This is a genomic window from Micromonospora sp. NPDC023737 (genome assembly GCF_040639715.1).
GTDB lineage: Bacteria > Actinomycetota > Actinomycetes > Mycobacteriales > Micromonosporaceae > Micromonospora.
Map to the genome: position 1 here is coordinate 798,007 of NZ_JBFAAL010000001.1, position 26,116 is coordinate 824,122.

Sequence of the window (26,116 nt, forward strand, 5' to 3'; positions counted from 1 at the left end):
GGTATGCCCTGTGCTGCCGGGACACAAACATTCGGTCGAAAAAAGCCCTTGTGTCGCAACGAATTCGCACCCACCAGCCGGGCCGGTGGGGGCGAATCGCTGCTACGCCTCGGATCTAAGGCTGCGCGACGGACGGCAGGAACGGTAGTCGGGCCGCCTCGTAGGCACCGATCTCGGCCTCGTGCCGGAGGGTGAGTCCAATGTCATCCAAGCCCTCCATCAACCGCCAGCGGCTGAAGTCGTCCAGGGGGAACGACCAGGTGGCATCCCCGGCGCGGACCTCGCGGGTGGTCAGATCGACGGTGACCGGGGTACGCGGGTCGGACTCGACGCGATCCCACAACTCCTCGACCGCTTTCAATTCCAACTCGACCGGCAAGAGGCCCTCCTTGAGGGCGTTGCCGCGGAAGATGTCACCGAAGCGCGGGGAGATCACCACGCGGAACCCCCAGTCCCGCAGCGCCCAGACCGCGTGCTCCCGAGAGGACCCGGTACCGAACTCCGGGCCGGCCAGAAGAATCGACGCCCCCAAATACTTTTGATCGTTGAGCACGAATGCGGGATCTTCCCGCCACGCGCTGAAGAGCCCGTCGGCGAAACCGGTCCGGGTCACCCGCTTGAGGTACACGGCCGGAATGATCTGATCCGTATCCACATTGGAACGGCGCAGCGGAACGGCGGTGCCGGTGTGGGTGGTGAAGCTCTCCATCAGCAGTGTCCCCTTACAGGTCGGCGGGTGCGGCCAGCCGACCCACCACGGCGGTGGCGGCGGCGACCGGCGGGGAGACCAGGTGGGTACGTCCGCCCCGGCCCTGGCGGCCCTCGAAGTTGCGGTTGGAGGTGGAGGCGGAGCGCTCGCCCGGCTTGAGGGTGTCCGGGTTCATGCCGAGGCACATGGAGCAGCCGGCGAAGCGCCACTCGGCGCCGGCGTCGGCGAAGACCTTGTCGAGCCCCTCCGTCTCGGCCGCCTCCCGGACGGCGGCGGAACCGGGCACCACGAGCATGCGTACGCCGTCGGCGACCTTCCGCCCGCGCAGCACCTCGGCGGCGGCGCGCAGGTCCTCGAGCCGGCCGTTGGTGCAGGAACCGACGAACACCACGTCGACCGGCAGGTCCCGCAGCGCGGTACCGGGGCGCAGATCCATGTACTCCAGCGCCCGCCGGGCGGCGGCCCGCTCGGATTCCGTGACGAACTGCTCCGGATCCGGAACCCGTTCGCTCAGCGGGGCGCCCTGGCCCGGGTTGGTGCCCCAGGTGACGAACGGAGTCACCTGGCTGGCGTCCAGGGTCACCTCGGCGTCGAAGGTCGCTCCCTCATCGGTGGGCAGCGTCCGCCAGTACGCGACCGCCGCGTCCCAGTCGGCGCCCTGCGGCGCGTTGGGCCGCCCCTTGAGGTACGCGAAAGTCGTCTCGTCCGGCGCGATCATGCCGGCCTTGGCGCCCCACTCGATGGACATGTTGGCCACGGTCATCCGCCCCTCCATGGAGAGGGCGCGGATGGCCTCGCCGCGGTACTCGACGACGTGCCCGCGGCCGCCGCCGGTGCCCACCTGCGCGATCAGTGCGAGCACCAGGTCCTTCGCGGTGACCCCGGGGGCGAGCCGGCCGGTCACGTTCACGGCCATCGTCCTGGGGCGGCTCTGCGGCAGCGTCTGGGTGGCCAGCACGTGCTCGACCTCGCTGGTGCCGATGCCGAAGGCGAGCGCACCGAAGGCGCCGTGGGTGGCGGTGTGCGAGTCGCCGCAGACGATGGTCGTGCCGGGCTGGGTGAGCCCGAGCTGCGGACCGATGACGTGCACGATGCCCTGGTTCTCGTCGCCGAGCGGGTGCAGCCGGACACCGAACTCGGCGCAGTTGGCGCGCAGCGTCTCCAACTGCGTACGCGAGGTCGGGTCGGCCACGGTGAGCAGATCGCCGCGCCGCTGACGGAACGCCGGATCGGCGTACCCGGTGGGTGTGTTGTGGTCCTCGGTCGCGATCGTCAGGTCGGTACGGCGCACCCGGCGGCCCGCGAGCCGCAGCCCGTCGAACGCCTGCGGGCTCGTCACCTCGTGCAGGAGGTGCAGGTCGATGTAGAGCAGATCCGGCTCACCGGTGGCGGCTCGCACAACGTGCGCGTCCCAGACCTTCTCGGCCAGGGTCCTCGGCTCAGCAGTGACTCCCACCATCTGGACATCCTAAATTCTGGGAGGTAAGTTTCGGCTTGTGGGACACAGTATGAGCGGTGTCGGCGTTCTCGACAAGGCGGTGGTCATCCTGGCCGCCTGCGTGGACGGCGCCAGCCTGGCCGAACTCGTCGAACGCACGAAGCTCCCCCGGGCCACCGCGCACCGGCTGGCACAAGCGCTTGAGATCCACCGGATGCTGGTCCGGGACACCCAGGGCCGCTGGCGGCCAGGGCCCCGGCTGGGCGAGCTGGCCAACGCCGCGCCCGACGTACTGCTGACCGCGGCGGAGCCGCTGCTGTCAGCGTTGCGCGACGCCACCGGTGAGAGCGCGCAGCTCTACCTACGCCGGGCGGACGAGCGGATCTGTGTGGCCGCCGCAGAGCGGGCCAGCGGGCTGCGCGACACCGTCCCGGTCGGATCGGTGCTGCCCATGACGGCGGGTTCGGCCGCGCAGATCCTGCTGGCCTGGGAGCCGCCGGAGGCGGTGATGCCGCTACTGCCCCGAGCCAAGTTCACCGGGCGCACACTCGCCGAGGTACGCCGACGCGGCTGGGCGCAGAGCGTCGCCGAACGGGAGGCCGGGGTGGCGAGCGTCTCGGCGCCGATCCGCGACCGCACCGGGCGGGTGATCGCCGCGATCAGCATCTCCGGTCCGATCGAACGCCTCGGCCGCCGTCCGGGCGAACGCCACGCGATGGCCGTCGTCCGCGCCGGCCAACGCCTCTCCGGCCTCTGACCCACCACCCTTCCCCACCCCAACCACCCCTTCCCCGCTCCCTCCTCACCCGCCGCGTTGATCATGAAGTTATTGCCCTGACACGCCGTTGGCGGCAGCAATAACTTCATGATCACCGGGTGAAGCCGGGGGGGAACCGGGGGGAGGCCGGGGGGAGGCCCGGGGGGGGAGGGTTGGGGGAAGGGAAAGGCCCGTCTCGCGGGGCGAGACGGGCCTTTGGGTGTAGCCCCGACCGGATTCGAACCGGCGCTACCGCCTTGAGAGGGCGGCGTCCTGGGCCGCTAGACGACGGGGCCAGGCACATGCTGTGCGGCAACCAACCCGTTGGGCGGTGCCGCTGTAGTTTAGCGGCGTCCCCTCGGCAGGTGTGAACCGGGTCCACGGGGGTAGACCCCGCAGAAGCGAAACGGCCCGCCTCGCCGAAACGAGACGGGCCGCACCCGATGTAGCCCCGACCGGATTCGAACCGGCGCTACCGCCTTGAGAGGGCGGCGTCCTGGGCCGCTAGACGACGGGGCCAGAACCTTCTTCCCTCGCCGCTCCTGCGAGCGGCGCCGCTGAACCCTACCAGACGCCCGATCGGCCCTCACAGGCCAGAACGCGCACCTCAGAATCCAGCGACCGACATTCTCACGAACATCGGTTGCTGGGGTACCAGGACTCGAACCTAGACTAACTGAACCAGAATCAGTCGGGCTGCCAATTACCCCATACCCCATTGGCCCCTTGCGGTGCCGGGAATGAACTTTACCCTCCCGCCGCCAGCAGGCCAAATCCAACCCCCCAAACCCAGCTTGACCTGCGGTTTCAGGGCGTCGGAGCCGGATCAGGCGACCGGCAGCACCGTGTTGGTGAGCTCGCCGATCCCCTCGATCCGCACCGTGACCGTATCCCCGTCGGTGAGCGGGCTAACCCCCGCCGGCGTGCCGGTGAGAATGACGTCTCCGGGCAGCAGCGTCATCACGTGCGAGATGTACGACACGAGCGCCGGCACGTCGAAGACCATGTCCCGGGTACGGCCCAATTGGCGCACCTCCAGCGCGTTCGGGTCGGAACCGACCTCGCACCGGATCTCCACGTCGGAGACGTCCAGCCCCGTCGTGATCCAGGGCCCGATCGGGCAGAACGAGTCGAAGCCCTTCGCCCGGGTCCACTGGCCGTCGGACCGCTGCAGGTCCCTGGCGGTCACGTCGTTGGCGCAGGTGTAGCCGAAGATGGCCCGTTCGGCGGCGGCCCGGTCGGCACGACGGGCACCCGTCGCCCCGATCACCACAGCCAGCTCCGCCTCGTGCTCGACCTGCTTGGAGAAGATCGGCAGCCGGATCGCGTCGCGCGGACCGATCACGGACGTGGACGGCTTGAGGAAGAGCAACGGCTCCTTCGGCACCTCGCTGCCGTGCTCGGCGGCGTGCTCCGCATAGTTACGGCCGACGCCGATGACCTTGCTCGGCAGGATCGGCGAGAGCAGCCGCACATCGGACAGGGCCCAACGGGCACCCGTGAACTTGATCTCGCCGAAGGGGTGGCCCTCGATCTCGGCGACGGTCAGGCCCTCCAGTCCGGCCGACGCCTCACCCTCGGCGACCCCGAACGACAACCCCTTGGCATGAAGGAAACGAACGATACGCACCCGGCAAATCTAGCCCGGCCGCCGTCGCGACCACCCCCGCCGGGCGGGCGAGGCCCCACGATCTCCGCGCCGGGGGCCCGCCGTGCCGGCACAGCCGCCGCCGAGGCCGTCCGGCGGACGCGACCAGGCAGCGTACGCGAACCGGTGCCGCCCGGGGCGGGTTTCGCCAAGTCGTACCCGCACGACGTGCCCGCGCCCCTAGCGTCGGCTCCGGAGGTTCGTTCGCATGCCTGCATCGACACGACACCACAAGGCCCTCGCGGTGTTCGTACACTGCCTCGGCATCCTCGCCGCCGTGCCGGCCCTGCCAGCGCTGGCGCCCGACCCGGCCGCCGCGCGGCCGCGACCGGCGGTGGCGCCGGAACCCTCGTCCTCGGGGTCCTCACCGTCGCCGTCCCAGCTGCCCGGCATGCCGGCGGCCCCGCCGGCGGTCCCCACGCCCACCCGGGCGTTGCCACCGCCGCCGAAGCCGCCGGTCACCGTCGCGGTGGCACCGGCACCGACGCCGGCCCCGGCGTACCGGATCCACGTGCGCAACACCGGCGGCACGCCGGTCGACACCACGGTCCGGCAGGAGCTGCCGGCCGGTTCGGCGGCGTCGATCATCACCGCTGGCGGCCAGGCCAGCCGGATCGCGGGCCAGTCGGCGAGCGAGGTGACCTGGCGGCTGAAACTGCCGGCGCACAGTGTCACCACGCTGAACACGTCGCTGGCACAGGCTCCCACGGGGCAGCCGGTGACCGCACCCGCCTGCGCCTTCACCGGCGACGGCAAACGGCCGTACGACTGCGCCACCGCCACCTGGAACGCGGCAGCGCCCGCGACCACGAAGGACCCGGCACCGCCGGCGTGGCAACGGACACCGTTCCTGGTCGGAGTGCCGGCGGCCGTGGTGCTGCTGGGCGGGACAGCGGGATGGTGGCTGTGGCGACGACGGCGCCGGACGGTCGCGTCCGCCCTCGCCGCCGGTGACGGATCCGCCGGCCGGGGACCGGCCGCCGACCCTCGGCACGGCCGCGGCACCATCTACCCCCGCCCGTCAGCGCCCCAGATCGCGGCACGACGCCGCAAACCGCCCGTATGGCTGCTGGTCACCTCGGCCGTGGCGGTGCTTGCCGCGGTGGTCGGTGTGGCCGGTTGGACGGCCACCCGCCAGGTCACCTCGATCGACACCGACAGCCGGCCGACGAGCGGCGCCTGGCACGGCAAGGGTGTCGCCGGCCCGATGGGCGTGCCGCTGCGCGAGTCGGCCTTCGAGTTCACCGTGTACCGGGTCGCCTGCGCCGCACCGGGCGCCGCCGCTCGTCGGCAGTGTCAGGCCACCGTCGGGATTCGCAACATGACCCCGGAACACCAGGCCTGGCACGGGGAGCTGCAACGCGTGTACCTGCCGGGTGGCCGATTCGTGACCACCGACGAGGCGGCCACCCAGCTGGCCAACCTCGGCCGGGACGTCTTCGCCCAGCCGTTGGCGGCCGGCAGCCGGGTGGTGCTGCCGCTGGTCTTCACTGTCGACGGCCGGGAGCCACCGAAGCAGCTCGAGCTGCGCAGCGGGGTGTTCTCCCCCGGTGTGCGGGTGGACGTGCCCTGATCAGCCGGGTCGGCGGCGGTCGTACGCTGGTGCGGTGACCGCCGCCGCCCTCACCCCGTCGACGGTGCTCGCCGCGGCCGACTGGCGGCCGCGGCGGCAAGCCCACCGGGAGCGGGTCGACGCCTGGCTAGCTCCGCACCTGGCCCGACGGCGTCGAGGCGAGAGGCACCCGGTGGAGGACTTCCTCTTCACCTACTACTCGTACCGGCCGGCGCAGCTGCGCCGCTGGCATCCCGGTCCGGGCGTGGAGCTGCGTGACGCGGACCCGGCCGAATTCGGCCGTGACTACCGTGCGACCGCCGGTGGCGTGACCCTCGACACCGCCGCGGCACACGCGCGGCGCGCCGAGTCGATCGGTTGGATCCGTACGCTTCTCGCCGCGACCGCCGGCCGCCAGCCGCACCTCGGCTGCTTCGGGATGCACGAGTGGGCGATGGTCTACCGGCAGACCCAGGCAGAGGTACGGCACAACAGCTGGCCGCTGCGGCTGAGCCCGGAGGAGACCGCGCGGACGGTGGAGGCGAACCGGATCCGGTGCAGCCACTTCGACGCGTTCCGGTTCTTCACCGCGCCGGCCCGGCCGCTGAACCTGCTCGCCCCGAGCCGGGAGACCCAGCACGCGCTCGAGCAGCCGGGCTGCCTGCACGCCAACATGGATCTCTACAAGTGGGCGTACAAGCTCTCCCCACTGGTGCCGAGCGAACTGGTCGCCGATGCCTTCGCGCTAGCTCGGGACATCCGCACGCTGGACATGCGGGCTTCGCCGTACGACCTCGCCGACCTGGGCTACCCGCCCGTGCGGGTCGAGACCGTCGAGGGCAGGCACGAGTACGTGCAGGCGCAGCGCTCGTTCGCGGAGCGCGCCGCACCGCTGCGGGCACGCCTGATCGCGGAGTGCGACCGGCTCGCTCCCGCAATGCAGGGGTGAACGTGTACCGCGGACTGCGGCGGGAGTTACCTGTCTTCGCCGCCCGCTCAGTTCGCCGGGCGGACGCGCAGGCCGTCGAGGAGCAGCGCCAGCACAGCGGCCAGGTCGTCTTCCAGGACCGGCTCGGCCCACTCCGTGAGATGCGCCGGGTGGTGGAATCGGGTCGTCGCCTGCAATACCGCCCGCCCGGCGAGTGCCGGATCCGCCACGTCGAACTCCCCGGCGGCCACCCCGTCGGCGATGATCACCGCTAGCTGGCCGGCGAGCACCTCCAGGTGGGCCGCGACCACGTCCTCCAGCTGGGTGGCCAACAGGTTGAAGGTGTCGAACAGCTCCGGGTCCTCACGGGCGATCCGGCGCTTGGAGCGGTTCAGCTCGAACAGCCACCGGCGCAGCCGCTCCGCGGCCGGCTCGTCGGCGGTCGCGACCTCGGCGAGGGGGGTGGACATCCGGGCGAGCCAGCGTTCCGTGACCGCGGAACGCAGCGCTGCCTTGCTCGGGAAGTGGCGGTAGACACTTCCGTGGCTGACGCCGAGTGCCCGGGCCACGTCCAGCACTGTCGCTTTCGCCGGGCCGAAGCGGCGCAGCACCTCCTCGGCGGCGTCCAGGATGCGCTCGGCGGAGAGGGTGCCCGGGTCACTGCTCATCGCTCAAGCCTCCCTGATCCGACGTCGGTGGTCGTCGTCACCCCCACCGTCCGGGCAGGGCCACCACCGGGCGCGCCGGGGACAGCGTCCGCCGGACCGGGGTGAGGTGCTCCCCCGCTCCGGGCGGTTCGTCCTCGGCCACAGGCGGAGCGGCGAGCCGGGGCACGGGCTTGCGACCGGAGGACCGGCGCGCCCGTGCCCCGTCGCACGGGTCATGCCCGCTCGCTGTCCAGGAAAGCCATGTGACCAGCGTCGTAGCGGGTGCCGGCGGCGGCACCGGCGGGGACCACGGCCTCGATCGCCGCCAGGTCGGCGGCGGTCAGCGTGACCGCGGTCGCGCCGAGGGCCTCGGCGAGGCGGTCCCGGCGGCGGGCGCCCACCAGCGGGACGATGTTGTCGCCGCGGCCCAGGACCCAGGCGATGGCGACCTGGGCGACGGTTACGCCACGTGCCTCCGCGATCGTTCGCAGCTGCTCGACGAGGGCCAGGTTGCGGTCCAGGTTCTCACCGCTGAAGCGTGGCAGGTGGGCCCGGTAGTCGTCGGGGGCGGGGGTCCGCTGCGCCGACCAGTGCCCGCTGATGAGGCCGCGGGAGAGCACCCCGTACGCGGTGACGCCCACCCCCAGCTCCCGGGCGGTCGGCAGGATCTCCTGCTCGATGCCGCGGGAGATCAGCGAGTACTCGATCTGCAGGTCGCTGATCGGGTGCACCTTGTGCGCCCGGCGCAGCGTGTCCGCGTTCACCTCGGAGAGTCCGATGTTGCGGATGTGGCCGGCGGCGACCAGCTCGCTGAGGGTCCCGACCACGTCCTCGACGGGCACGTCCGGGCTGATCCGGGACGGCCGGTAGACGTCCACGTAGTCGGTGCCGAGTCGGCGCAGGGTGTAGCCGAGGAAGTTCTTGATCGCGTTCGGGCGGATGTCGTTGCCGATCCAGCCGCCCTGGGGGTCGCGCATCGAACCGAACTTGACGCTGATCACCGCGTTTTCCCGGTTGCGTCCGCGCAGGGCCTCGCGGAGCAGCATCTCGTTGTGCCCCTGCCCGTAGAAGTCGCCCGTGTCGAGCAGGGTCACGCCGGCGTCGAGGGCGGCGTGGATCGTGGCGATGCTCTCGGTGTCGTCGGCGCCGGTGTAGAGGTCCGACATGCCCATCAGGCCGAGTCCGAGCGCGGAAACGGACGGGCCGGTCGTTCCAAGCGTGCGGGTGTCCATAACAGTTCTCCTCGTCGTGGTGACGAGTCAAGGTTACACCATCTCGATGACAGATCCTGAATTCTGTCAGCCGAGCCAGCTGTGGCCGACCACGGTGGCGCGCCCGCGCGGGTGCGAGGATCGACATGACGGTGGTGTCCACCCAGCTGTCGCCGCCGCGCAGGGAGTCACTCAGCACCTTTTTTCGGCCACGAAGTCGGCCTTCTCGCAGACGTGCCGTACCGACCTGACGGCGGCGTACACCTCCAGCGGTCCGCCGACAAGGACCGGAACGGGCGGACGCCCGCGAACATCGGCGCCGGCTATTCGCCGTCGACGCGGCGTTCCCGCTTGCGCTGGGACTGGCGCTTCTTGTCGGCCAGACGCCGTTCCTTGGCGCCTCGGGACGGACGCGTCGGGCGCCGGGGCGGAGGCGGTGGGGAAATCGCCTCCCGCAGCAGCGCGGCGAGCCGTTCCCGGGCCGCCTCACGATTGGCCAACTGGGCCCGGTGCTCGCTGGCCGTGATGGTGAGTACGCCGTCGACGAGCCGCCCGGCGAGCCGCTCCAGCGCCCGCGTCCGCAACGACTCGGGCAAGCTGGGTGAATTGGCCAGGTCGAAGCTCAGTTCGACCCGTGTGTCGGCGGTGTTGACGCCCTGCCCGCCCGGGCCGGACGAACGGGAGAATCGCTCCCGCAACTCCGCGGCGGGGACTGTCCACCTGTCGGTCACCCGCACATCGCCGTCCACACCTTGAGGCTAACGTCCCGGCCGCTCGCTCGAGGTCGCGGACGGACCAGGCGCCGGCCCGGTCGCCTCATCGTCGTCGGGGGCGACCGCGGCGTACGCGACGGCGCCGATCAGCAGCAGGGCGACCACACCGACCTTCGTGGTGACGCCCCGAATCAGCAGCCAGGCCGTCTTACGCGCGGTAGGCACAGTTTTCTTGACCGTCTGGTAGTCGGCCCAGCCACGCCGCGCGCGCGTGTACGCCGACCCCACACCACTTCCGATGAGCAGGCCCACCAGCAGGAGGACCGCGATGAGAGGACCTTCCACCCACGCCAGTATCCATACCCAGCGTAATATTTCCATTGACCGATGGTCCCGCGCCGGATATCCGACAGTGGGCGCCTTCCCACCAGCGGCAACGCGCGGAGTCGGTCGACAACCGCCCGACGGTCCGGCCCGGATCAGCCGCCCTTGCCGATGATGGTGTCGGCGGTCTGCTGCACCTGCTCGATCGGAATGGCGAAACCGATGCCGATCGAGCCGTTGCCGTCGATGGTGGCGATCGCGGTGTTCACCCCGACCACCTCGCCGCGCGCGTTGACCAGCGGCCCGCCGGAGTTGCCCGGATTTATCGACGCGTCGGTCTGCACCGCCGTGTGCCGGTTCGTACCTAGCCGTACCTGCCGGTCGACGGCGCTCACGATGCCGGCCGTGACGGTACCGGCCAGACCGAGTGGAGATCCGACCGCGAGCACCGGTTCGCCGACCCGGGTGGTGCCCGGTTTGGCCAACGGCAGCGGGGTGAGCCCCGCGGACGGCGGCACCCGCAGCACCGCCAGGTCGCTGCTCGGCTCCCGGCCCACCACCTCTGCGGTGTAGCGACGGCCGTCCGGCAACTCGACGGTCACCGAACCACCGCCCCCCTTGGCCAGGATGTGGTCGTTGGTGATGATGTGCTGCTGGTCGTCGATGGCGAAGCCGGACCCGCTGGCCCCGCCGCCGGTCCCCGTGCCGCCCGCCAGCACGGAGACCACGCCGGGCACCGTCCGCTCGGCGGCGGTGACCAGTTCCGCCGGCACCGGAGCGGCGGACGCCGCCGTCTCCCCCGGGGCACCGCCGCGGCTGGCCACCCAGCCACCCGCCGCGGCACCGGAGACGGTGGAGAGGGCGATCACCGCGAACGCGGCCAGCAACCGGCCACGCCAGTGCCGGCCGCCACGGTCGCGCCGCGATCCGTCCCCGTCCCGCCGGGCCCGTCCGTCCGGGTCCAATTCCGGCGATACGAACCACGGGCCACGGGGCTCACCGAGTCCGGTCTGTACTGCCATGCGTACTCCTCACGTGATGTCCTGCGAGGTGGGGCCGGGCTCACCGGCGGCCCGTCAGGGCAGGCGGGAGAACCAGCGCATCGAGCCGGCCGCCGCGCCCATCGCCAGTACCAGCCCGAGACCGATGAAGCGGGCCGAGACGTCCTGCCGTTCCGTGCGGTAGCCGACCGAGGTGCCGATGTCGTCGTAGACCGCACGCAGTTCGTCGCTGGTGCTGGCCTCGTGGAACATCCCGCCGGTCTCCTGCGCCACCGCCTCGAGGGTCTGCCCGTCCACCGGCACCTGTATGGGGCGGCCGCCCTGGTCGACGAAGCCGCCCGGGGTGCCGAACGAGATGGTGTGCACGGGCACCTTCGCGGCCACCGCCTCGACGGCCGCCTCCATCGGGTCCAGCCCGGACGTGTTCGCCCCGTCGGACAGGAGCACGATCCGAGCCGGTGGTGGGTCCTTCGCCGCCTGGCTGTCCAGCCCCTTCACCGCGCCGAGCGAAGTGTTGATCGCCTCGCCGATCGCGGTTCCCTGTACGCCGGTGATCCCCTCGGCCAGCCGGCCGATCCCGTCGTGCAGCGCCTCGCGGTCGGTGCCCGGCGGCACGACGACCGCCGCGCTGCCGGCGAACGCGACCAGGCCCACGTTGAACTCGTCGGGCAGCCCGTCCACGAAGCGCTTCGCCGCACCCTTGGCCGCGGCGAGCCGGTCCGGGTCCACGTCGGTGGCGAGCATCGAGGTGGAGACGTCCACCGCGACCATGACGGTCGCCCGTTCCCGGGGCACCCGCACCTCGGCGGTGGGCCGGGCGAAGCCGACCACCAGCAGCGCCAGCATGACCAGGAACAGACCGGCGGGCACGTGCCGGCGCCACGCGGGGCGCTCCGGCGCGATCCGGTCGAGCAGCCGCAGGTTGGTGAAGCGGACGGCGTACCGGCTGCGCCGTCGCTGCACGAGCAGGTAGCCCACCGCGAGGGCGAGCACACCGAGCAGCAGCCATAGCCGGGCGGGCGACAACCAGATCACCTCGTGCCTCCCCGTGCCGCTCCGGCCGGCACCGCCGCCAACCGGCGCTGCGACTGGACGTGCCGCGCGATGTCGGCGCACCAGTCCCGATCGGTACGCAGCGACAGGTGGGTGACCCCGCTGCGGCGCAACGCGAGGCGTACCTGTTCACGCTGGGCGGCCGCGGCGGCCGCGTACCGTTCCCGCAGCCGGCGGTCCGAGGTGCACACCTCGCGGCGGCGGCCGGTCTCCGGATCGACCAGCGTGATCAGCCCGACGTCGGGCAGCTCCAGCTCACGCGGGTCGGTCACCTCCACGGCGAGCACCTGGTGCCGCGCGGTCAGCCGGCGCAGGCTCCGTTCCCAGGGTGGCGGCCGATCGGGGTCGTCGGGCAGGCCGTCGAGGAAGTCGGAGACCACCACCACGAGCCCGCGCCGGGTGGCGACCCGTTGCACGGCGGCCAGCGCGTCGGCGAGGTCCGGCGGTTCGAGAGGCTCGCCCCGGTCGCCGGTGCGTGGGGCGGCCAGCAGGGCCCGGAGCAGGCCGAGCAGATGGGTACGCCCGCTGTGCGCCGGGAACCTGCGCAACCCCGTCGACGCGACCAGCAGGGCCCCCAACCGGTTGCCGACCCCTGCGGTGAGGAACCCGACCGCGGCCACCGCCGCCACGGAGAGCTCCCGTTTGTCCAGCTCCGCCGTGCCGAACTCCATGCTGGCGCTGGCGTCGACCAGCAGCCACGTGGTCAGTTCCCGGTCGGCGTCGACCTCCCGGACGTGCGGCACCGTGGTCCGGGCGGTGACCGCCCAGTCCATCCGGCGTACCTCGTCCTCGCCCGGCCGGTACTCGCGGCTGCCGGCCGGCTCACTGCCGGGGCCGGGCAGCAGGCCGCGGTACTGCCCGTGCAGCAGCCCGTCCAACCTCCGGATGACGGTCAGCTCCAGCCGACGCAGCCGCTGGTCGGGCGCGAGGTCGGCCAGGCGCGGTCCGGCCGGCACGGCGGCAGGCTCCCGGCCCGTGCGCCTCATGCCGCCGCCAGATCCGATGCCTGCTCCGGCTGGGGTGCGAGCCGTGGTGGAGGCACCACCTCGACCAGCCGGCGTACCACCGACTCGGCGGTGACGCCGTCGGCGATCGCGTCGAAGCTGAGCACCAGCCGGTGGGCCAGCACGTCGCTGGCGAGTTCGCGGACGTCGTCCGGCAGCACGTACTCGCGGCCGCGCAGCAGTGCTTGCGCCCGGGCGGCGGCCACCAGGCCGAGAGTGGCCCGAGGACTCGCCCCGTACGCCAGCATCGGCTCGATCTCGGCCAGCCCGAACCGTCCCGGGTCGCGGGTGGCCAGGATGAGCCGGACCACGTACTCGGCGACGGCGTGGTGGACGAAGACCCGTTCGGCGTGACGCTGCATGCGTCGCAGCCGTTCCGGGTCGAGCACGCGCCGAGGTTTGGGACGGTCGGTGCTCATCCGGTAGAGGATCGCCAGCTCGTCGGCGTCGCTCGGATAGTCGACCACGATCTTGAGCAGGAAGCGGTCCCGCTGCGCCTCCGGCAGCTGGTAGACACCCTCCGACTCGATCGGGTTCTGGGTGGCCAGCACCAGGAACGGCGACGGCACGGGATGGCTGCGTCCGCCGATGGAGACCTGGCGCTCGGCCATCGCCTCCAGCAGCGCCGACTGCACCTTCGCGGGGGCGCGGTTGATCTCGTCGGCGAGCACCAGGTTGGCCATCACCGGGCCCAACTCGATGTCGAAGGTCTCCCGCGACGCCCGGTAGATCCGGGTGCCGACGATGTCCGACGGTACGAGGTCGGGAGTGAACTGGATCCGGGAGAAGGTGCCTCCGACCACGGTTGCGAGGGTCTGCGCGGCCAGCGTCTTGGCCACGCCGGGTACCCCCTCCAGCAGGCAGTGCCCGTCGGCGAGGAGGGCGACGAGCAGACGCTCGACGAGCCTGTCCTGCCCGACGATCACCCGCTTGACCTCGGAGAGGGTCTGTTCCAGCTCAGCGGCTGTCGGTTCGTCTTCGACCGGGGTGGCCACGCTGGCCAGGGTGTCCGAGATGTCCGTCACGGTGCTTGCTTCCCGGGCCGCCGGGCGACAAACGTCGGATTGTGGGCCCCTGGCGGGGCCTTTGGTGACCGAACGGAATGATCCGCCTGAACGGTGGACGGGCGCTCGGAGCGGTACGTGCGGTTACAGACCGGATACGAAGGACACGAACCGGCCCCCGCGCACGTCTGCGCGGGGGCCGGCGCCGGATGCCGTCAGTAGGTGTGGACGACCAGGTGGAACGGCAGGTCGACCGGGGTGCCGGCCGAGTTGCGGGTCTGGATGAAGACCGCGTTCGGTGTGCTGAGCCGCGGAGCCACCACGATCTCCCCGCCCGGCGGGATGCAGCAGGCGTCCGGGCGGCCGATGGTGGCCTGGTAGACCCCGGAGCTGACGACGTAGCCGTACTGGACCTCGTACTGGCCGGTGCCGTACTTGATCACGTAGCCGGTGCCGCGCGCCTTGGTGCCGTTGGCGTTGACGACGGTGCCCACGTTGCTGGCCGCGAGCGTGCCCACGCTGGCCTTGAGGGCGGCCCGCGCCGAGCGGGCCGACTCCGCCGTCACCGCCGGCTGGGTGCTGCTCGCGCGGACCGCCGGCTGGCTGGGTGCCTGCGCGGCGGGCTGGGCGATGGCGATGCCACCCCCGGCGAGGGTGAGCCCGAGGACTGCGAACGCGACCGCGATCGCCTTACGTCGGAATGGTTTGGTCATGACAGGTCCCCCTTGTGTGACCGTGCAAATTCGGCCGACCCGCGGGGCGGGACGGTCAGTGCCCTGTTGCCGTCGGGCACCCCCGCTACAAATCACCGGGAAATAAGATCCAGCGCACCTGAAATATGAGTTTCCCGATGATCGACATCCACCCTGAGCAGGTATAACTACTCACAGTGGCGATGCTCCGACCAGGTGGAAACGTAGCATCGCAAAAAGCGACGGGTCAATAGCCGAACCAGCCCGCAAAATTGTCAGACACCTGTCACGAGAATTGTGAAAGACGAACTCAAGAGCATTCACGAAAAATGCTATCCGGGGCCATGTTCCCCCCACCCGGGCGGCCACTCCGGGATAGTTACCCCCATGATCGTCGATTTGCGGGAGCCCGTCAGCCGTCGGCGGCGGCGAACGGTTGAGGCCCTCTGCTGGCTCGCCGTGGTGCCCGGTGCCGCGTGGGCCGCCCTCCGGCTCGTCGGGCTGGACCGGGGGCCACTCGTGCAGGCGCTGGCCTTCACTCCGTACGTCGCGGCCTGGAGCCCGCTACCCCTGGTGCTGACGCTCGTCCTGAAGCGCCGCCGGCCCGCGCTGGTCGCGGCCGTGGCCACGGTGGCGCTCGTGGCGGTGGTGGCGCCCCGGGCACTGCCCTCGGCGCAACCCACGGCCGCCGGCCCGACGGTACGACTGCTCACCGCCAACCTGCTCGCCGGAGCCGCGGATCCGCGCACCCTGGTCGAACTGGTCCGCACCCACCAGGTCGACCTGCTGGCCGTGCAGGAGTTCACCCCCGCGGCCCGGGCCGAACTCGACCGGCTCGGGCTCGATCGGCTGCTGCCGTACCGGCAGCTCAACGCCGTCGACGGCACACCCGGGTCCGGCCTCTACTCACGCTTCCCGATCGGCGACGCGGGGGTACGCCGCAACCGCGGCGCCTGGGGCTTCACCCAGGCATTCGGCACGATCGCCGTTCCGGGCGCGCCACCGGTGCGGGTGGAGTCCGCGCATCCCGCCGCCCCGTACGCCGTCGATCAGGTGGACTTCTGGCGCACCGACCTGGCGGCGCAGCCGCCGGCCACCCCCGACGGGATGCTGCGGATCCTCGCCGGGGACTTCAACGCGACGCTCGACCACGGTCCGCTTCGTGCCCTGCTGCGCACCGGCTACGTGGACGCGGCCGACGCCACCGGCCAGGGGCTGACCGGCACCTGGGGCCCGTACGACGGTGACCTGATCCCTCCCGTCACCATCGACCACGTCCTGGCCGACCGCCGGATCGCCGCCCGGTCGGTCGACGTCTTCCGCCTGCCCGGCAGCGACCACCGCGCGGTCCTGGCCACCCTGACCCTCCCGACCCAGGTGGGGACGGGTGCCCCGACCTGGACGGCCCGCGCGACGACAGGTCAGACCCGGGCGCGGGCCAGGCCGTAGGTCAACGCGTCGACGAGAGCGTGCCAGCTCGCCTCGACCACGTTCGGGTGCACGCCGACCGTGGTCCAGTCCCGGCCCGCGCCGTCGGCCGTCTCCAGCAGCACGCGGGTCACCGCGTCCGTGCCGCTGCTGCCGTCGAGGATGCGCACCTTGTAATCGGCCAGCTCGAACTCGCGCAGCTCCGGATAGTGCCGGACCAGACCGACCCGCAGCGCCTCGTCCAGGGCGTTGACCGGGCCGTTGCCCTCGGCGGTGGCGATCACCCGCTCACCGCGTACGCGGATCTTGACGGTGGCCTCGGACATCACCGAGCCGTCCTCCCGGTGCTCGACGAGGACGCGGTACGACTCGAGGGCGAACGGCCGGGCGGGTGCGCCCTCCGGAAGTTCGGAGCGGACCAGCAGCTCGAACGAGGCGTCGGCCGCCTCGAATGACCAACCGCCCGCCTCCAGTTCCTTGACCCGTCGGGTCACCCGGGACAGCGTCTCCGGATGACCGGCCAGGTCCAGCCCGAGCTCGCGGCTCTTGAGCTCGACGCTGGCCCGGCCGGCCATCTCGGTTACCAGGATCCGCATGTCGTTGCCCACTACGGACGGGTCCACGTGGTTGTAGAGCAACGGGTCGACCTTGATCGCGCTCGCGTGCAGCCCGGCCTTGTGGGCGAAGGCAGCGGCCCCGACGTACGCCTGATGGGTGTCGGGAGCGATGTTGGCGATCTCAGCGATGGCGTGCGAGACCCGCACCATCTGTTCCAGGCAGCCCGCTGGTAGGACGGGCAGCCCGAGCTTGAGTTGAAGGTTGGCGACCACCGCGAAGATGTCGGCGTTGCCCGGCCGTTCGCCGTAGCCGTTCGCGGTGCCCTGGACGTGCCGGACCCCGGCCTCGACGGCGGCGACGGTGTTCGCCACCGCGCACGCGGTGTCGTTCTGGCAGTGGATGCCGAGCCGCTCGGGGCCGACGCCGAGCCGGGCGGTCAGGTCGGTGATCGCAGCCGTGACCTGGGACGGGAGCATCCCGCCGTTGGTGTCGCAGAGCACCATCGCCTCGGCGCCGGCGGCCAGCGCGGTCTCCACCACCGCGGCGGCGTACGCGGGATCCTGCCGGTAGCCGTCGAAGAAGTGCTCGCCGTCGACGAAGACCCGGCGCCCCTCGGCGACCAGGTGAGCCACCGTGTCCTGGACCATCGCGAGGTTCTCGGCCGCGGTGGTGCGCAGCGCCCGTTCGACGTGCCGCAGGTCGGCCTTGGCGACCAGCGTCACCGCCGGCGTCTCCGCGTCGAGCAGGGCGCGTACCTGCGGGTCCTCGGTGACCGCGACACCTGCCCGGCGGGTCGCGCCGAACGCGACGAGCAGCGCGTGCCGCAGGTCGAGTTCGGTCCGCGCGCGCCGGAAGAACTCGGTGTCCTTCGGCACCGCACCGGGCCAGCCGCCCTCGATGAACCCGACGCCGAACTCGTCGAGCAGCCGGGCCACGGCCAGCTTGTCGACCACCGAGTAGCTGAGCCCCTCGCGCTGCGCGCCATCACGCAACGTCGTGTCGTAGACCTGAAACGTCATGGCGTGCCTTCCTGGGTACGGGGAACGAGCGAGCGGGGGCACGGCGGGCCCGGGCCGCGAGAGCAACAAAAAGACCCCCCGCTGATGCGGGAGGTCTGCGCGCTCGGCGGGCGGGCCGGCGCGCTAGTTGCTAAGAATCAGGGCGTTGCTGGTCACGTTGAGTACTCTTCCACCCGAGAGTTGATTTTGGGAAGCGCAACCCACATGTCGGGACGGTGTGGGCGGGCCACGGCATCGCACCGACCGACATCCGCGAGGCCAGTGCCCATCTCGTGACCTGCTTCACACGCCTTCGCCGGGCACCCGGAGGGAGGATCGGTCTGGCCGGTTCGCCGGCTGCTCGACGTCCACCCGGGAGGACCATTGCTCACTGTCGGTGATCGCATCCACATGTATGACCTCGCTGCCCGCGTCGTGACCGATGGCCGCGGCACCGAGCGTTCCCGCTCGCGCGACAGGGACGACACCGGCGTGCCGTACCCGTCGACCGGGGCCTGACGTGGGAGTCGACGGGATCAGGGCAGGGCTGCCCGGCTACGCCAGGGACATCGCGCACAACCTCGGCTCGACCGTCGAGAACTCCCTGCTCACTCCGGCACAGTCGTGGGGCACGGCGTTGGCGTGCGCGGTGGCGGCCCGGAATCCGGTGGTGCTGAGGGAGATCGCCGCCGAGGCGGCCGGGCACCTCACGCCGGAGGCGGTCGACGCGGCCAAGGGCGCGGCCACCATCATGGCGATGACCAACGTCTACTACCGGTCCAAGCACATGCTCGGCGACGAGGCGTACCGGACGATCCCGGCCCGGCTCCGGATGCAGATCGTCGCCCGACCGGGTGTGGCGAAGGTGGACTTCGAGCTCTGGTGCCTCGCCGTCTCGGCGGTCAACGGCTGCGAGGTCTGTCTGGAGTCGCACGAGAAGAAGCTGCGCGCCGCCGGCGTCGGACCCGACCAGGTGAACGAGGCGCTCCGGATCGCCTCCGTGGTGTACGCCACCGCGGTCGCGTACGACGCGGAGTCCGCGCCGGCCTGAGCACCGTCGACCGTCCTCGACAGTTTCACGCGCCACTTCCGGTGTAGCGATCTCGACAGCGGGTAGGACATGGGACTGACAGGGCACCACCCCCCGATCAGTCGAGTAGAGGAGTGAAACGCCATGGAGCGGCTCGACCCTCGAACGACCCACGGGACGCCGGACCCGCTCGTACCCGGTGGCGGCGGCGCCTTCCCGGGTGGCACACCCGGCGGCGCCTTCGACCCCTGGCGGTACCGCGACGATGCCGCGGTGACCGGCGTCGACCTGGTGGGCTACAAGGTGGAGGCGCAGGACGGCGGCATCGGCAAGGTGGACCGGTCCAGCCATGAGGTGAGTTCCAGCTACCTCGTGGTCGACACCGGTCCGTGGATCTTCGGCAAGAAGGTCATGATCCCTGCCGGGACCGTCAACCACGTCGACCACGACGAGCGGAAGGTCTACGTCGACCGGAGCAAGGACCAGATCAAGGCCGCGCCCGAGTTCGACGAGACCGCCGACACCGACCCGGCCTACCGGGACAAGCTCGGTGGTTACTACAGCGACACGTACTCGGCGATCCCGCCGGGTACCGCTCGCTGACGGTTGTTCCTGTTCTGCCGGCCGGTGGGGTTCCACCCCGCCGGCCGGTACCGTGTCAGGCGTGGACGCCACCGAGGTCGATCGACACATCCCGTTCGGCACGATCTTCAACTTCCGCGATGTCGGCGGCTACGCCGGCCACGACGGACGCACCGTACGCCGAGGGCGGCTCTTCCGCTCGGACTCCCTGCACCGGCTCGACGAGAACGACCGGGAGGCGTTCACCGCCCTCGGCATCCGGACGGTGATCGACCTGCGCCGTCCGTACGAGGTGGAGCGTGACGGCCGGGTGCCGGACTGGCCGGGCCTCACCTACCGGCACATCCACCCGGAACACGCGGAGTGGGGAAACGTGCCGCAGGAGCCGGGCACGCCCCTGGCGCGCTACCTGGCCGACCGTTATGCCGACCTGGCCCAGACCGGCACAGCCGGGCTGGCCGAGGCGCTCGGACTGATCGCCGACGCCACCAATGCGCCCGCCGTGGTCCATTGCGTGGCCGGCAAGGACCGCACCGGCGTCGTCTGCGGGCTCACCCTGGCCGTGCTCGGTGTCGCCGACGACGAGATCGCCGCGGACTACGCGCTGAGCAGCGCGGCGTCGGAACGGTTCAGCGCCTGGGTGGCCACCACGACGCCGGACGCGGAGGAGCTGCCACCGCCGTTCCTGGCCTCGCCGTCCGACACGATGCTGCTCTTCCTCGCCGAGCTGCGGGAAGGGTACGGCTCGATCGAGGGCTACCTGCGGCACGCCGGGGTCACCGACGCCCAGCTCGTCGCGCTCCGCGAACACCTGTTGGAGTGACGTGCCGGCCCACGTGCCGAGGCCGACGTCGAAGGGCCCCTCCTGCGCCGAAGACGGTGAGAAGGGGCCGTTTCCTCAGAACAGTCGAGTGACCCAGCCGTGGGGGTCGGGGGCGTCGCCGCGCTGGATGTCGACCAGCTGCTGACGCAACGCCATGGTGACCCGGCCCGGCTCACCGCCGCCGATCAGGAATTCGCCGGCCGGCGACTTCACCTGGCCGATCGGGGTGACGACCGCGGCGGTGCCGCAGGCGAAGACCTCCCGCAACCGGCCGCTCTCCGCGTCCGCCTGCCAGTCTTCGAAGCTGACGGGACGCTCCTCCACCCGGTGTCCCGACTCGCCGGCGAGCGTGAGCACCGACTCCCGGATGATGCCGGGCAGGATCGTGCCGGTCAGCGGCGGCGTCACCACGCTGCCGTCGTCGTAGACGAAGAAGACGTTCATGCCGCCCAGCTCGTCGACGTAGCGGCGCTCCACCGCGTCGAGGAAGACCACCTGGTCGCAGCCGTGCTCGATCGCCTCCGCCTGCGCAACCAGCGAGGCGGCGTAGTTGCCGCCGCACTTCGCCGCCCCGGTGCCGCCCGGGGCGGCGCGGGTGTACTCCGGGGTGGCCCAGACCGAAACCGGCTTCACGCCACCGCTGAAGTACGCCCCGACGGGCGAGGCGATCGCCACGTAGAGGTACTCGGTGGCCGGGCGGACGCCGAGGAAGACCTCGCTCGCGAACATGAACGGTCGCAGGTAGAGGCTGCCGTCCGGGTCGGTCGGGATCCAGTCCCGGTCGATCTCGATGAGCCGGCGCAGCGAGTCGACGAACGTCTCCGGCGGCAGCACAGGCATCGCCATCCGCTGTGCGGAGACCCCGAAGCGGGCCGCGTTCGCCTCCGGACGGAACAGGGTCACCCCACCGTCGGCGGTACGGTACGCCTTCATCCCCTCGAAGATCTCCTGCGCGTAGTGCAGCACCGCGGCGGCCGGGTCCATCGGGATCGGCGCGCGCGCCTCGACCCGGGCGTCGTACCAGCCCTTGCCGTCGGCGTACCGGATGGTCACCATGTGGTCGGTGAAGATCCGACCGAAGCCCGGATTGACCAGCAGGGCGGCCCGATCCGCGGCGGATACCGGCGCGGGATTCGGACGGATCTCGAAGTCGAGCTTGTCACCACCGCTCATCGCGCTGACCTCCCTACCGGACAACGACATGCGCGATCGCATGCCGACGAACTGGTGCCCAGAAACTTACCCCGAACGTTCGTTCAGGGGGAAGCGCCGCCCGGTTTGGTGGGCAGCGCCGAAAGAACGGTACCGGTGACCGGCGGAGACGTTGCACGCACGCTCCACCTCGGGCACCGGTGCCGCCGCGCCGGGATCGCCGTACGCGCGTGCGGCACACGGTCGGTAACCGTCGGCTGATCCCGCGGTCAGCCGGTCGTCCTCACCGTCGCGGGTTCAGCCCGCGGCGAGGCTCGCGAGCCGGTCGCCCACCTCCGCCGTGCCCACGGGTACGCCCGGTACGCGGTTGGCCAGCTCGGTGGCGACGGCTTCGGTGACCCGGCCCGCGGCGTCGGTGTGCCCGAGCTGATCGAGCAGGAGAGCTGCGGAGAGGACGGCGGCGACCGGATCGGCCACCCCCTGGCCGGCGATGTCCGGCGCGGAACCGTGCACCGGTTCGAACATCGACGGGTACCGACCTTCCGGGTTGATGCACCCGCTGGCGGCCAACCCGATGCCGCCGGTGACGGCGGCCGCGATGTCGGTGAGGATGTCGCCGAAGAGGTTGTCGGTGACGACCACGTCGTAGCGCTGCGGCTGGGTGACCAGGAACATCGCCGCGGCGTCGACGTGCTGGTATTCGGTGACGACGTCGGGGTGCTCGGCCGCGACCGCCTCGAACGTGCGCGACCAGAGCGAGCCGGCATGGGTGAGCACGTTGGTCTTGTGCACGAGGGTGACCTTGCGCCGCTCACGGCGGCCGGCCCGGGCGAACGCGTCGCGGATCACCCGCTCGACACCGTGCCGGGTGTTCAGGCTCTCCTCGGTGGCGACCTCGGCGGGGGTGTCGCGGTGCAGCGTCCCGCCGGCTCCGGCGTAGAGCCCCTCGGTGCCCTCACGCACCACGACGAGGTCGACCTCGCCGGGCTTCACGCCGGCCAGCGGGCCGGGCACGCCCGGCCAGAGCCGCGACGGGCGGAGGTTCACGTACTGGTCGAAGGCGAACCGGAGCTTGAGCAGCAGGCCACGCTCCAGCACACCGGGGGGCACGGTCGGGTCGCCGACCGCGCCGAGCAGAATCGCATCGTGCTGCGCCAGCTCGGCCAGGACCGAGTCCGGCAGCACCTCGCCGGTGCGGTGCCAGCGGGCGGCGCCGAGGTCGTACTCGGTGGCCTGCACGCCGGGGAGCACCGCGTCGAGGACCTTGCGGGCCTGCGCGACCACCTCGGGACCGATTCCGTCCCCGGCCACCACCGCGATCCGTGCCACGCCTGCGCTCCTCTGCTCGCTGTTTGCGACCACGGTACGCCGCTGTCCCGCTACCCGGTACAGTGCGTCCACATGTCGAGACGAGGCTGACGCACAGGACCCTCCCAGCTCAGTTTCATGAAGCAGTCATCTTGGCTGCCTAGCCTGTCTCCGGGTGGGTCAAGGGGGGCCCACGCCGGTGGTCGCGTCGACGCGCCCACCACTCCCGAGGGGGCGAATCGCCATGCGCATCGACGAGCAGCCGAGGACCCGCTGGCCCGACCCGGCCGCCTTCCGACACCGCCGGCCCGACCTGCGGCTGGGGAGCCCCGCCCACCGTGTCGACCGCGCCCGCACCGTCACGCCGGACCGGATCGCGGTGCAGCATCAGGTCCGTACGGCCACCGCCGAGTACACGCTGCTGCTCAACGCGCCCACCTGGCTGGGCCGCCGGGGCGTCGGCGAGGCGTTGCGGGACGCGGTCGCCGAACTGCGGGCCATCGACCTCACCTACGGCCCGAACCGACCCGACAGCCTCGTCTCCCGGCTGCGCCGCGGCGAGATCAGCCCCGAGTCGTACGCTCCGCTCGCCGACCTGGTGGACCGCTGCGCCGCGATGCGCGCGGCGACCGACGGGTGGTTCGACGCGTGGGCGGTCCCCGGCGGTTTCGACCCCGGCGGCCTGCTCGGCGGCTGGGCGGTGGAACGCGCCGCCGCCCGGCTGCGGGCCAACGGTGTCCACGACTACGCCGTGGTCTGCGGCTCCGACCTGGTGGTACGCGGACACGCCCCGCACGGCGGCCCGTGGCGGATCGCCGTGCACCACCCGGTCGAGCACGACCGCCCACCGCTGGTACTGGAGATGACGGCGGGCGCGATCGGCACGTCCGGCGTGAGCGGCCGGCACGGGCACGTCGTCGACCCGCACACCGGGCAGCCCGCCGACCAGCTGCTCGCCGCGACCGTGGTGGGCCCGGACCTCGCGGTCGCCGACGCGTATGCGACCGCGCTCTACGCCGCCGGCCCGGCCGGGTTGGCCTGGTTCAAGGGCAGCTCGGACTACCGGGCACTCTCCGCCCCGCGTCGGTGACGATTCCCAGGGTCCGGACCGGCGATCGGCCCCCACGCCCGCGGCAACGGCCGTGGGGGCCGGTCAGCGACGAGTGCGCGTGGCTTGCGCATTCGAGGGGTGCGGGCCGGTCGGGCCGGGGTCGACCGCGCCACCCGAAGACGGGTCGACGTCGCGGTGCTCGGCCGGTGACCGCACGGGTACGCTAGCGAATCGACGCAACTCGACGCAAGAGTCTCCACAGCGGACCGTCGTGGCAGGATGACGGCAACCCGACGGCTGGCCTGCGGCGGGGCAGTTTCGACACGGTGAAGGTTGAATGGCACTCTGTCCGCCGTGAGTTTCGATCTGAGCGTGTGGGCCCTGGCGGACGGGGCGACGCCCGAGGACGTACGAGCAGCGGTGCAGCGGTGCCGGCAGGGAGAACACGTCGAGCGCCAGCCGGATCCCCGCGTGGTCGGCTTCTACCGTGCGATCACCGCCACCTATCCGGATCGGCCCCCGAGGCACGGCACCCCGTGGGAGGTCGCGCCACTGCACGCGATGGCCGACCACATCGAGATGAACCTGAATCCGTCCTGCGAGGACCAGGTGCTGCTCGACATCGAGCGGCTCGCCGGTCAGTACGGGCTCATGCTCTTCGACATGCAGGACGGCTCGGTCTACCCACCGCCCGCCCGCCTGCCCAGCTGACGAGGCGGGCGACCGGACCGGCTGGCCGGCAGCGCCCGGTTGCTTCGGCCCGCCTCGCCTCCATCGACCTGTTGCCGGCCCGTCCGGACCTCGGCACCGGCAGACGGCCCGGTACGGCAAGGGCCCGGCGAATCCGCCGGGCCCCCGTCGTGCTGCGTTCAGCTCACTCGTCGCGCAGGTCGGCGGCGCTCGCCGCGGTCGCGCCGATCGACTCGGCGGCGGAGGTGAGCAGGTCGGCGCCGAGCGCCTGGTCGACGGTGAGCGACATCAGCGTCTCGCCACCGGCCTCGCGACGCGCCACCTGCATCGCGGCGATGTTGACGCCGGCCTTGCCGAGCAGGGTACCCACGGTGCCGACCACGCCGGGCCGGTCGGCGTAGCGGAGGAAGACCAGAATGCCCTCCGCACCGATCTCCACGTCGAAACCGTCCACCTCGGTCAGCTTGATGACGTCGCGGGCACCGGCGCTGGTCACCGTCCCGGAGACGCTGACCGTCCGGCCGTCCGGCAGCGCGCCGCGAACGGTGACGAGGTTCGGGTGCTCGACCGTCTCGGCCTGGGCGGCCAGGGTGACCTCGACGCCACGCTCGGCGGCCAGGTGCGGCGCGTTGACGTAGGTCACCTGCTCCTCGACCACCGAGCTGAACAGCCCCTTGGTGGCGGCGAGCTTGAGCACCGATACGTCGTGCTCGACGACCTCACCGCGTACCTCGACGGTCACGCTGGCGGCGATGCCGCCGGCCACCGCGGTGAACGCCCGCCCGAGCTTCTCGGCCAGCGGCAGCAACGGGCGTACGTCCTCGGCGACCACGCCACCGGCCTGCACGTTCACCGCGTCCGGCACGAACTCGCCCTGCAGCGCGAGCTTCACGCTCTTCGCCACGGCCAGGCCGGCCTTGTCCTGCGCCTCGTGGGTGGACGCGCCCAGGTGCGGGGTGGCGACCACGTTGTCGAACGCGAACAGCGGCGACGAGGTGCACGGCTCCTTCGAGTAGACGTCCACGCCCGCGCCGCCGACGCGCCCCTCGGCGATCGCGTCGGCGAGGGCCTGCTCGTCGACGAGACCACCGCGGGCGGCGTTGACGATGCGCACGCCCGGCTTGACGATGGCCAGCTCCTTCTCACCGACCAGACCGACCGTCTCGGGAGTCTTCGGCAGGTGGATGGAGATGAAGTCGCTCTCCCGCAGCAGCTCCTCGAGGCCGACCAGCCGGACGCCGAGCTGCGCGGCGCGAGCGGGCTGGATGTACGGGTCGTACGCGATGAGCCGGGTGCCGAAGGCGGCGATCCGCTGCGCGAAGAGCACGCCGATGCGGCCGAGGCCGACCACGCCGACGGTCTTGCCCTGGATCTCGACACCTGTGTACTTCGACCGCTTCCACTCCCCCGCCTTCAGCGCCGCGCTGGCGCTCGCGGTGTTGCGGGCGACGGCGAGCAGCAGTGCGACGGCCTGCTCGGCGGCGGAGACGATGTTGGAGGTGGGCGCGTTGACGACCATGACGCCGCGCGCGGTGGCGGCCGGCACCTCGACGTTGTCCAGACCCACGCCGGCGCGGGCGACCACCTTGAGCCGCGGCGCGGCGGCGATCGCCTCGGCGTCGATCTGGGTGGCGCTGCGCACGATGACGGCGTCGGCGTCGGCGAGGGCGGAGAGCAGCGCGGCGCGGTCGGTGCCGTCGACGTGGCGGACGTCGAAGTCGTGCGCGAGCACCTCGATGGCGGCGGGGGCGAGTTCTTCGGCGATCAGTACGACAGGATTCATCGGTCCTCGTAGCTGTAGTCAGAGCGGTCGGC

Annotated in this window: 24 protein-coding genes, 3 tRNA genes and 1 pseudogene; 9 read left to right on the plus strand and 19 right to left on the minus strand. The window is 71.7% G+C overall.

The genetic code is table 11. The features are described from left to right. Positions 1 to 115: 115 nt before the first annotated feature. On the minus strand, positions 116 to 709 hold the full coding sequence (leuD, locus tag AB0F98_RS03510; RefSeq protein WP_357727962.1) for a 3-isopropylmalate dehydratase small subunit: 594 nt from the start codon (positions 707 to 709) through the stop codon (positions 116 to 118). Positions 710 to 722: 13 nt separating this feature from the next. After that, positions 723 to 2,168 carry a 3-isopropylmalate dehydratase large subunit gene (gene leuC / locus AB0F98_RS03515; protein WP_357727965.1) on the minus strand — a complete coding sequence of 482 codons (1,446 nt, stop codon included), beginning with the start codon at positions 2,166 to 2,168 and terminating at the stop codon, positions 723 to 725. A 49-nt stretch (positions 2,169 to 2,217) separates the two neighbouring features. Between leuC and AB0F98_RS03520 the strand changes: the two genes are divergently transcribed. After that, entirely contained in the window at positions 2,218 to 2,904 is a 687-nt protein-coding gene (locus tag AB0F98_RS03520) for an IclR family transcriptional regulator (protein WP_076470465.1), read from the plus strand. 223 nt (positions 2,905 to 3,127) lie between these two features. Here the strand turns inward: AB0F98_RS03520 and AB0F98_RS03525 are convergent. The 4 genes from AB0F98_RS03525 to AB0F98_RS03540 all read right to left on the minus strand — a co-directional run bounded on the left by AB0F98_RS03525 (position 3,128) and on the right by AB0F98_RS03540 (position 4,534). Then, positions 3,128 to 3,200: transfer RNA gene (locus tag AB0F98_RS03525), tRNA-Glu, on the minus strand. A 150-nt stretch (positions 3,201 to 3,350) separates the two neighbouring features. After that, a tRNA-Glu gene (locus tag AB0F98_RS03530) sits at positions 3,351 to 3,423 on the minus strand. 127 nt (positions 3,424 to 3,550) lie between these two features. Beyond that, positions 3,551 to 3,622: transfer RNA gene (locus AB0F98_RS03535), tRNA-Gln, on the minus strand. A gap of 108 nt (positions 3,623 to 3,730) precedes the next feature. Continuing rightward, positions 3,731 to 4,534, minus strand: coding sequence for a fumarylacetoacetate hydrolase family protein (locus AB0F98_RS03540; protein WP_357727968.1), 804 nt, complete (start codon positions 4,532 to 4,534; stop codon positions 3,731 to 3,733). Between the two features lie 226 nt (positions 4,535 to 4,760). Here AB0F98_RS03540 and AB0F98_RS03545 point away from each other — a divergent pair, with 226 nt between their 5' ends. After that, the gene (locus AB0F98_RS03545) at positions 4,761 to 6,125 is read left to right on the plus strand and encodes a hypothetical protein (protein WP_357727971.1); all 1,365 of its coding nucleotides are present in this window, start codon (positions 4,761 to 4,763) and stop codon (positions 6,123 to 6,125) included. A 34-nt stretch (positions 6,126 to 6,159) separates the two neighbouring features. After that, positions 6,160 to 7,053: a 3-methyladenine DNA glycosylase gene (locus tag AB0F98_RS03550; RefSeq protein ID WP_357727974.1), complete on the plus strand. Its 894-nt coding sequence runs from the start codon at positions 6,160 to 6,162 to the stop codon at positions 7,051 to 7,053. 47 nt (positions 7,054 to 7,100) lie between these two features. Here AB0F98_RS03550 and AB0F98_RS03555 read toward each other — a convergent pair whose 3' ends face one another. The 9 genes from AB0F98_RS03555 to AB0F98_RS03595 all read right to left on the minus strand — a co-directional run bounded on the left by AB0F98_RS03555 (position 7,101) and on the right by AB0F98_RS03595 (position 14,702). After that, complete coding sequence (locus AB0F98_RS03555) at positions 7,101 to 7,700, minus strand: TetR family transcriptional regulator (RefSeq protein ID WP_357727977.1); 600 nt, start codon at positions 7,698 to 7,700, stop codon at positions 7,101 to 7,103. Positions 7,701 to 7,912: 212 nt separating this feature from the next. Further along, a complete protein-coding gene (locus AB0F98_RS03560; RefSeq protein WP_357727980.1) occupies positions 7,913 to 8,911 on the minus strand; it encodes an aldo/keto reductase in 999 nt (332 codons plus the stop codon). 302 nt (positions 8,912 to 9,213) lie between these two features. Beyond that, positions 9,214 to 9,639, minus strand: a complete 426-nt coding sequence (gene arfB / locus AB0F98_RS03565) for an alternative ribosome rescue aminoacyl-tRNA hydrolase ArfB (RefSeq protein WP_357727983.1) — start codon at positions 9,637 to 9,639, stop codon at positions 9,214 to 9,216. A gap of 9 nt (positions 9,640 to 9,648) precedes the next feature. Next, positions 9,649 to 9,948, minus strand: coding sequence for a hypothetical protein (locus AB0F98_RS03570; protein ID WP_357727986.1), 300 nt, complete (start codon positions 9,946 to 9,948; stop codon positions 9,649 to 9,651). Positions 9,949 to 10,082: 134 nt separating this feature from the next. Continuing rightward, positions 10,083 to 10,949, minus strand: coding sequence for a trypsin-like peptidase domain-containing protein (locus tag AB0F98_RS03575; RefSeq protein WP_357727989.1), 867 nt, complete (start codon positions 10,947 to 10,949; stop codon positions 10,083 to 10,085). 54 nt (positions 10,950 to 11,003) lie between these two features. Next, the gene (locus AB0F98_RS03580) at positions 11,004 to 11,963 is read right to left on the minus strand and encodes a VWA domain-containing protein (protein ID WP_357727992.1); all 960 of its coding nucleotides are present in this window, start codon (positions 11,961 to 11,963) and stop codon (positions 11,004 to 11,006) included. Then, a complete protein-coding gene (locus AB0F98_RS03585; protein WP_357727995.1) occupies positions 11,960 to 12,937 on the minus strand; it encodes a DUF58 domain-containing protein in 978 nt (325 codons plus the stop codon). Before AB0F98_RS03585 ends, AB0F98_RS03580 begins: the two co-directional genes overlap by 4 nt. Before the next feature lie 26 nt (positions 12,938 to 12,963). Then, positions 12,964 to 14,010: a MoxR family ATPase gene (locus tag AB0F98_RS03590; protein WP_357727998.1), complete on the minus strand. Its 1,047-nt coding sequence runs from the start codon at positions 14,008 to 14,010 to the stop codon at positions 12,964 to 12,966. Positions 14,011 to 14,204: 194 nt separating this feature from the next. Continuing rightward, a complete protein-coding gene (locus AB0F98_RS03595) occupies positions 14,205 to 14,702 on the minus strand; it encodes a hypothetical protein (RefSeq protein ID WP_357728001.1) in 498 nt (165 codons plus the stop codon). A gap of 366 nt (positions 14,703 to 15,068) precedes the next feature. Here AB0F98_RS03595 and AB0F98_RS03600 point away from each other — a divergent pair. Next, a pseudogene (locus AB0F98_RS03600) lies at positions 15,069 to 16,031 on the plus strand (endonuclease/exonuclease/phosphatase family protein); the annotation flags it as partial. Positions 16,032 to 16,102: 71 nt separating this feature from the next. Here the strand turns inward: AB0F98_RS03600 and cimA are convergent. Next, complete coding sequence (gene cimA, locus AB0F98_RS03605) at positions 16,103 to 17,686, minus strand: citramalate synthase (protein ID WP_357728004.1); 1,584 nt, start codon at positions 17,684 to 17,686, stop codon at positions 16,103 to 16,105. Between the two features lie 499 nt (positions 17,687 to 18,185). Between cimA and AB0F98_RS03610 the strand changes: the two genes are divergently transcribed. The 3 genes from AB0F98_RS03610 (at position 18,186) to AB0F98_RS03620 (ending at position 20,100) form a co-directional block, all read left to right on the plus strand. Further along, complete coding sequence (locus tag AB0F98_RS03610) at positions 18,186 to 18,716, plus strand: carboxymuconolactone decarboxylase family protein (RefSeq protein WP_357728007.1); 531 nt, start codon at positions 18,186 to 18,188, stop codon at positions 18,714 to 18,716. Between the two features lie 123 nt (positions 18,717 to 18,839). Further along, entirely contained in the window at positions 18,840 to 19,298 is a 459-nt protein-coding gene (locus AB0F98_RS03615; protein WP_357728010.1) for a PRC-barrel domain-containing protein, read from the plus strand. Positions 19,299 to 19,359: 61 nt separating this feature from the next. Further along, the gene (locus tag AB0F98_RS03620; RefSeq protein WP_357728013.1) at positions 19,360 to 20,100 is read left to right on the plus strand and encodes a tyrosine-protein phosphatase; all 741 of its coding nucleotides are present in this window, start codon (positions 19,360 to 19,362) and stop codon (positions 20,098 to 20,100) included. 75 nt (positions 20,101 to 20,175) lie between these two features. Here the strand turns inward: AB0F98_RS03620 and AB0F98_RS03625 are convergent, their stop codons facing one another. Both AB0F98_RS03625 and AB0F98_RS03630 read right to left on the minus strand, forming a co-directional pair. After that, a complete protein-coding gene (locus tag AB0F98_RS03625; RefSeq protein WP_357728016.1) occupies positions 20,176 to 21,273 on the minus strand; it encodes a branched-chain amino acid aminotransferase in 1,098 nt (365 codons plus the stop codon). Positions 21,274 to 21,549: 276 nt separating this feature from the next. Next, entirely contained in the window at positions 21,550 to 22,581 is a 1,032-nt protein-coding gene (locus AB0F98_RS03630; RefSeq protein ID WP_357728019.1) for a 3-isopropylmalate dehydrogenase, read from the minus strand. Between the two features lie 223 nt (positions 22,582 to 22,804). Here AB0F98_RS03630 and AB0F98_RS03635 point away from each other — a divergent pair, with 223 nt between their 5' ends. Further along, positions 22,805 to 23,650, plus strand: a complete 846-nt coding sequence (locus AB0F98_RS03635) for an FAD:protein FMN transferase (protein WP_357728022.1) — start codon at positions 22,805 to 22,807, stop codon at positions 23,648 to 23,650. Positions 23,651 to 23,965: 315 nt separating this feature from the next. Continuing rightward, complete coding sequence (locus AB0F98_RS03640; RefSeq protein ID WP_357728025.1) at positions 23,966 to 24,322, plus strand: hypothetical protein; 357 nt, start codon at positions 23,966 to 23,968, stop codon at positions 24,320 to 24,322. A gap of 163 nt (positions 24,323 to 24,485) precedes the next feature. On the opposite strand, the gene serA is transcribed toward AB0F98_RS03640, so the two are convergent. After that, complete coding sequence (gene serA / locus AB0F98_RS03645; RefSeq protein ID WP_357728028.1) at positions 24,486 to 26,084, minus strand: phosphoglycerate dehydrogenase; 1,599 nt, start codon at positions 26,082 to 26,084, stop codon at positions 24,486 to 24,488. Between the last annotated feature and the right edge of the window lie 32 nt (positions 26,085 to 26,116).

Bases quoted from the DNA above. Each gene is read 5' to 3' on its own strand.
- leuD (WP_357727962.1), bottom strand. From the start codon at position 709: ATGGAGAGCTTCACCACCCACACCGGCACCGCCGTTCCGCTGCGCCGT.
- leuC (WP_357727965.1), bottom strand. From the start codon at position 2,168: ATGGTGGGAGTCACTGCTGAGCCGAGGACCCTGGCCGAGAAGGTCTGG.
- AB0F98_RS03520 (WP_076470465.1), top strand. From the start codon at position 2,218: ATGAGCGGTGTCGGCGTTCTCGACAAGGCGGTGGTCATCCTGGCCGCC.
- AB0F98_RS03545 (WP_357727971.1), top strand. From the start codon at position 4,761: ATGCCTGCATCGACACGACACCACAAGGCCCTCGCGGTGTTCGTACAC.
- AB0F98_RS03555 (WP_357727977.1), bottom strand. From the start codon at position 7,700: ATGAGCAGTGACCCGGGCACCCTCTCCGCCGAGCGCATCCTGGACGCC.
- AB0F98_RS03560 (WP_357727980.1), bottom strand. From the start codon at position 8,911: ATGGACACCCGCACGCTTGGAACGACCGGCCCGTCCGTTTCCGCGCTC.
- AB0F98_RS03575 (WP_357727989.1), bottom strand. From the start codon at position 10,949: ATGGCAGTACAGACCGGACTCGGTGAGCCCCGTGGCCCGTGGTTCGTA.
- AB0F98_RS03595 (WP_357728001.1), bottom strand. From the start codon at position 14,702: ATGACCAAACCATTCCGACGTAAGGCGATCGCGGTCGCGTTCGCAGTC.
- cimA (WP_357728004.1), bottom strand. From the start codon at position 17,686: ATGACGTTTCAGGTCTACGACACGACGTTGCGTGATGGCGCGCAGCGC.
- AB0F98_RS03615 (WP_357728010.1), top strand. From the start codon at position 18,840: ATGGAGCGGCTCGACCCTCGAACGACCCACGGGACGCCGGACCCGCTC.
- AB0F98_RS03625 (WP_357728016.1), bottom strand. From the start codon at position 21,273: ATGAGCGGTGGTGACAAGCTCGACTTCGAGATCCGTCCGAATCCCGCG.
- AB0F98_RS03635 (WP_357728022.1), top strand. From the start codon at position 22,805: ATGCGCATCGACGAGCAGCCGAGGACCCGCTGGCCCGACCCGGCCGCC.
- serA (WP_357728028.1), bottom strand. From the start codon at position 26,084: ATGAATCCTGTCGTACTGATCGCCGAAGAACTCGCCCCCGCCGCCATC.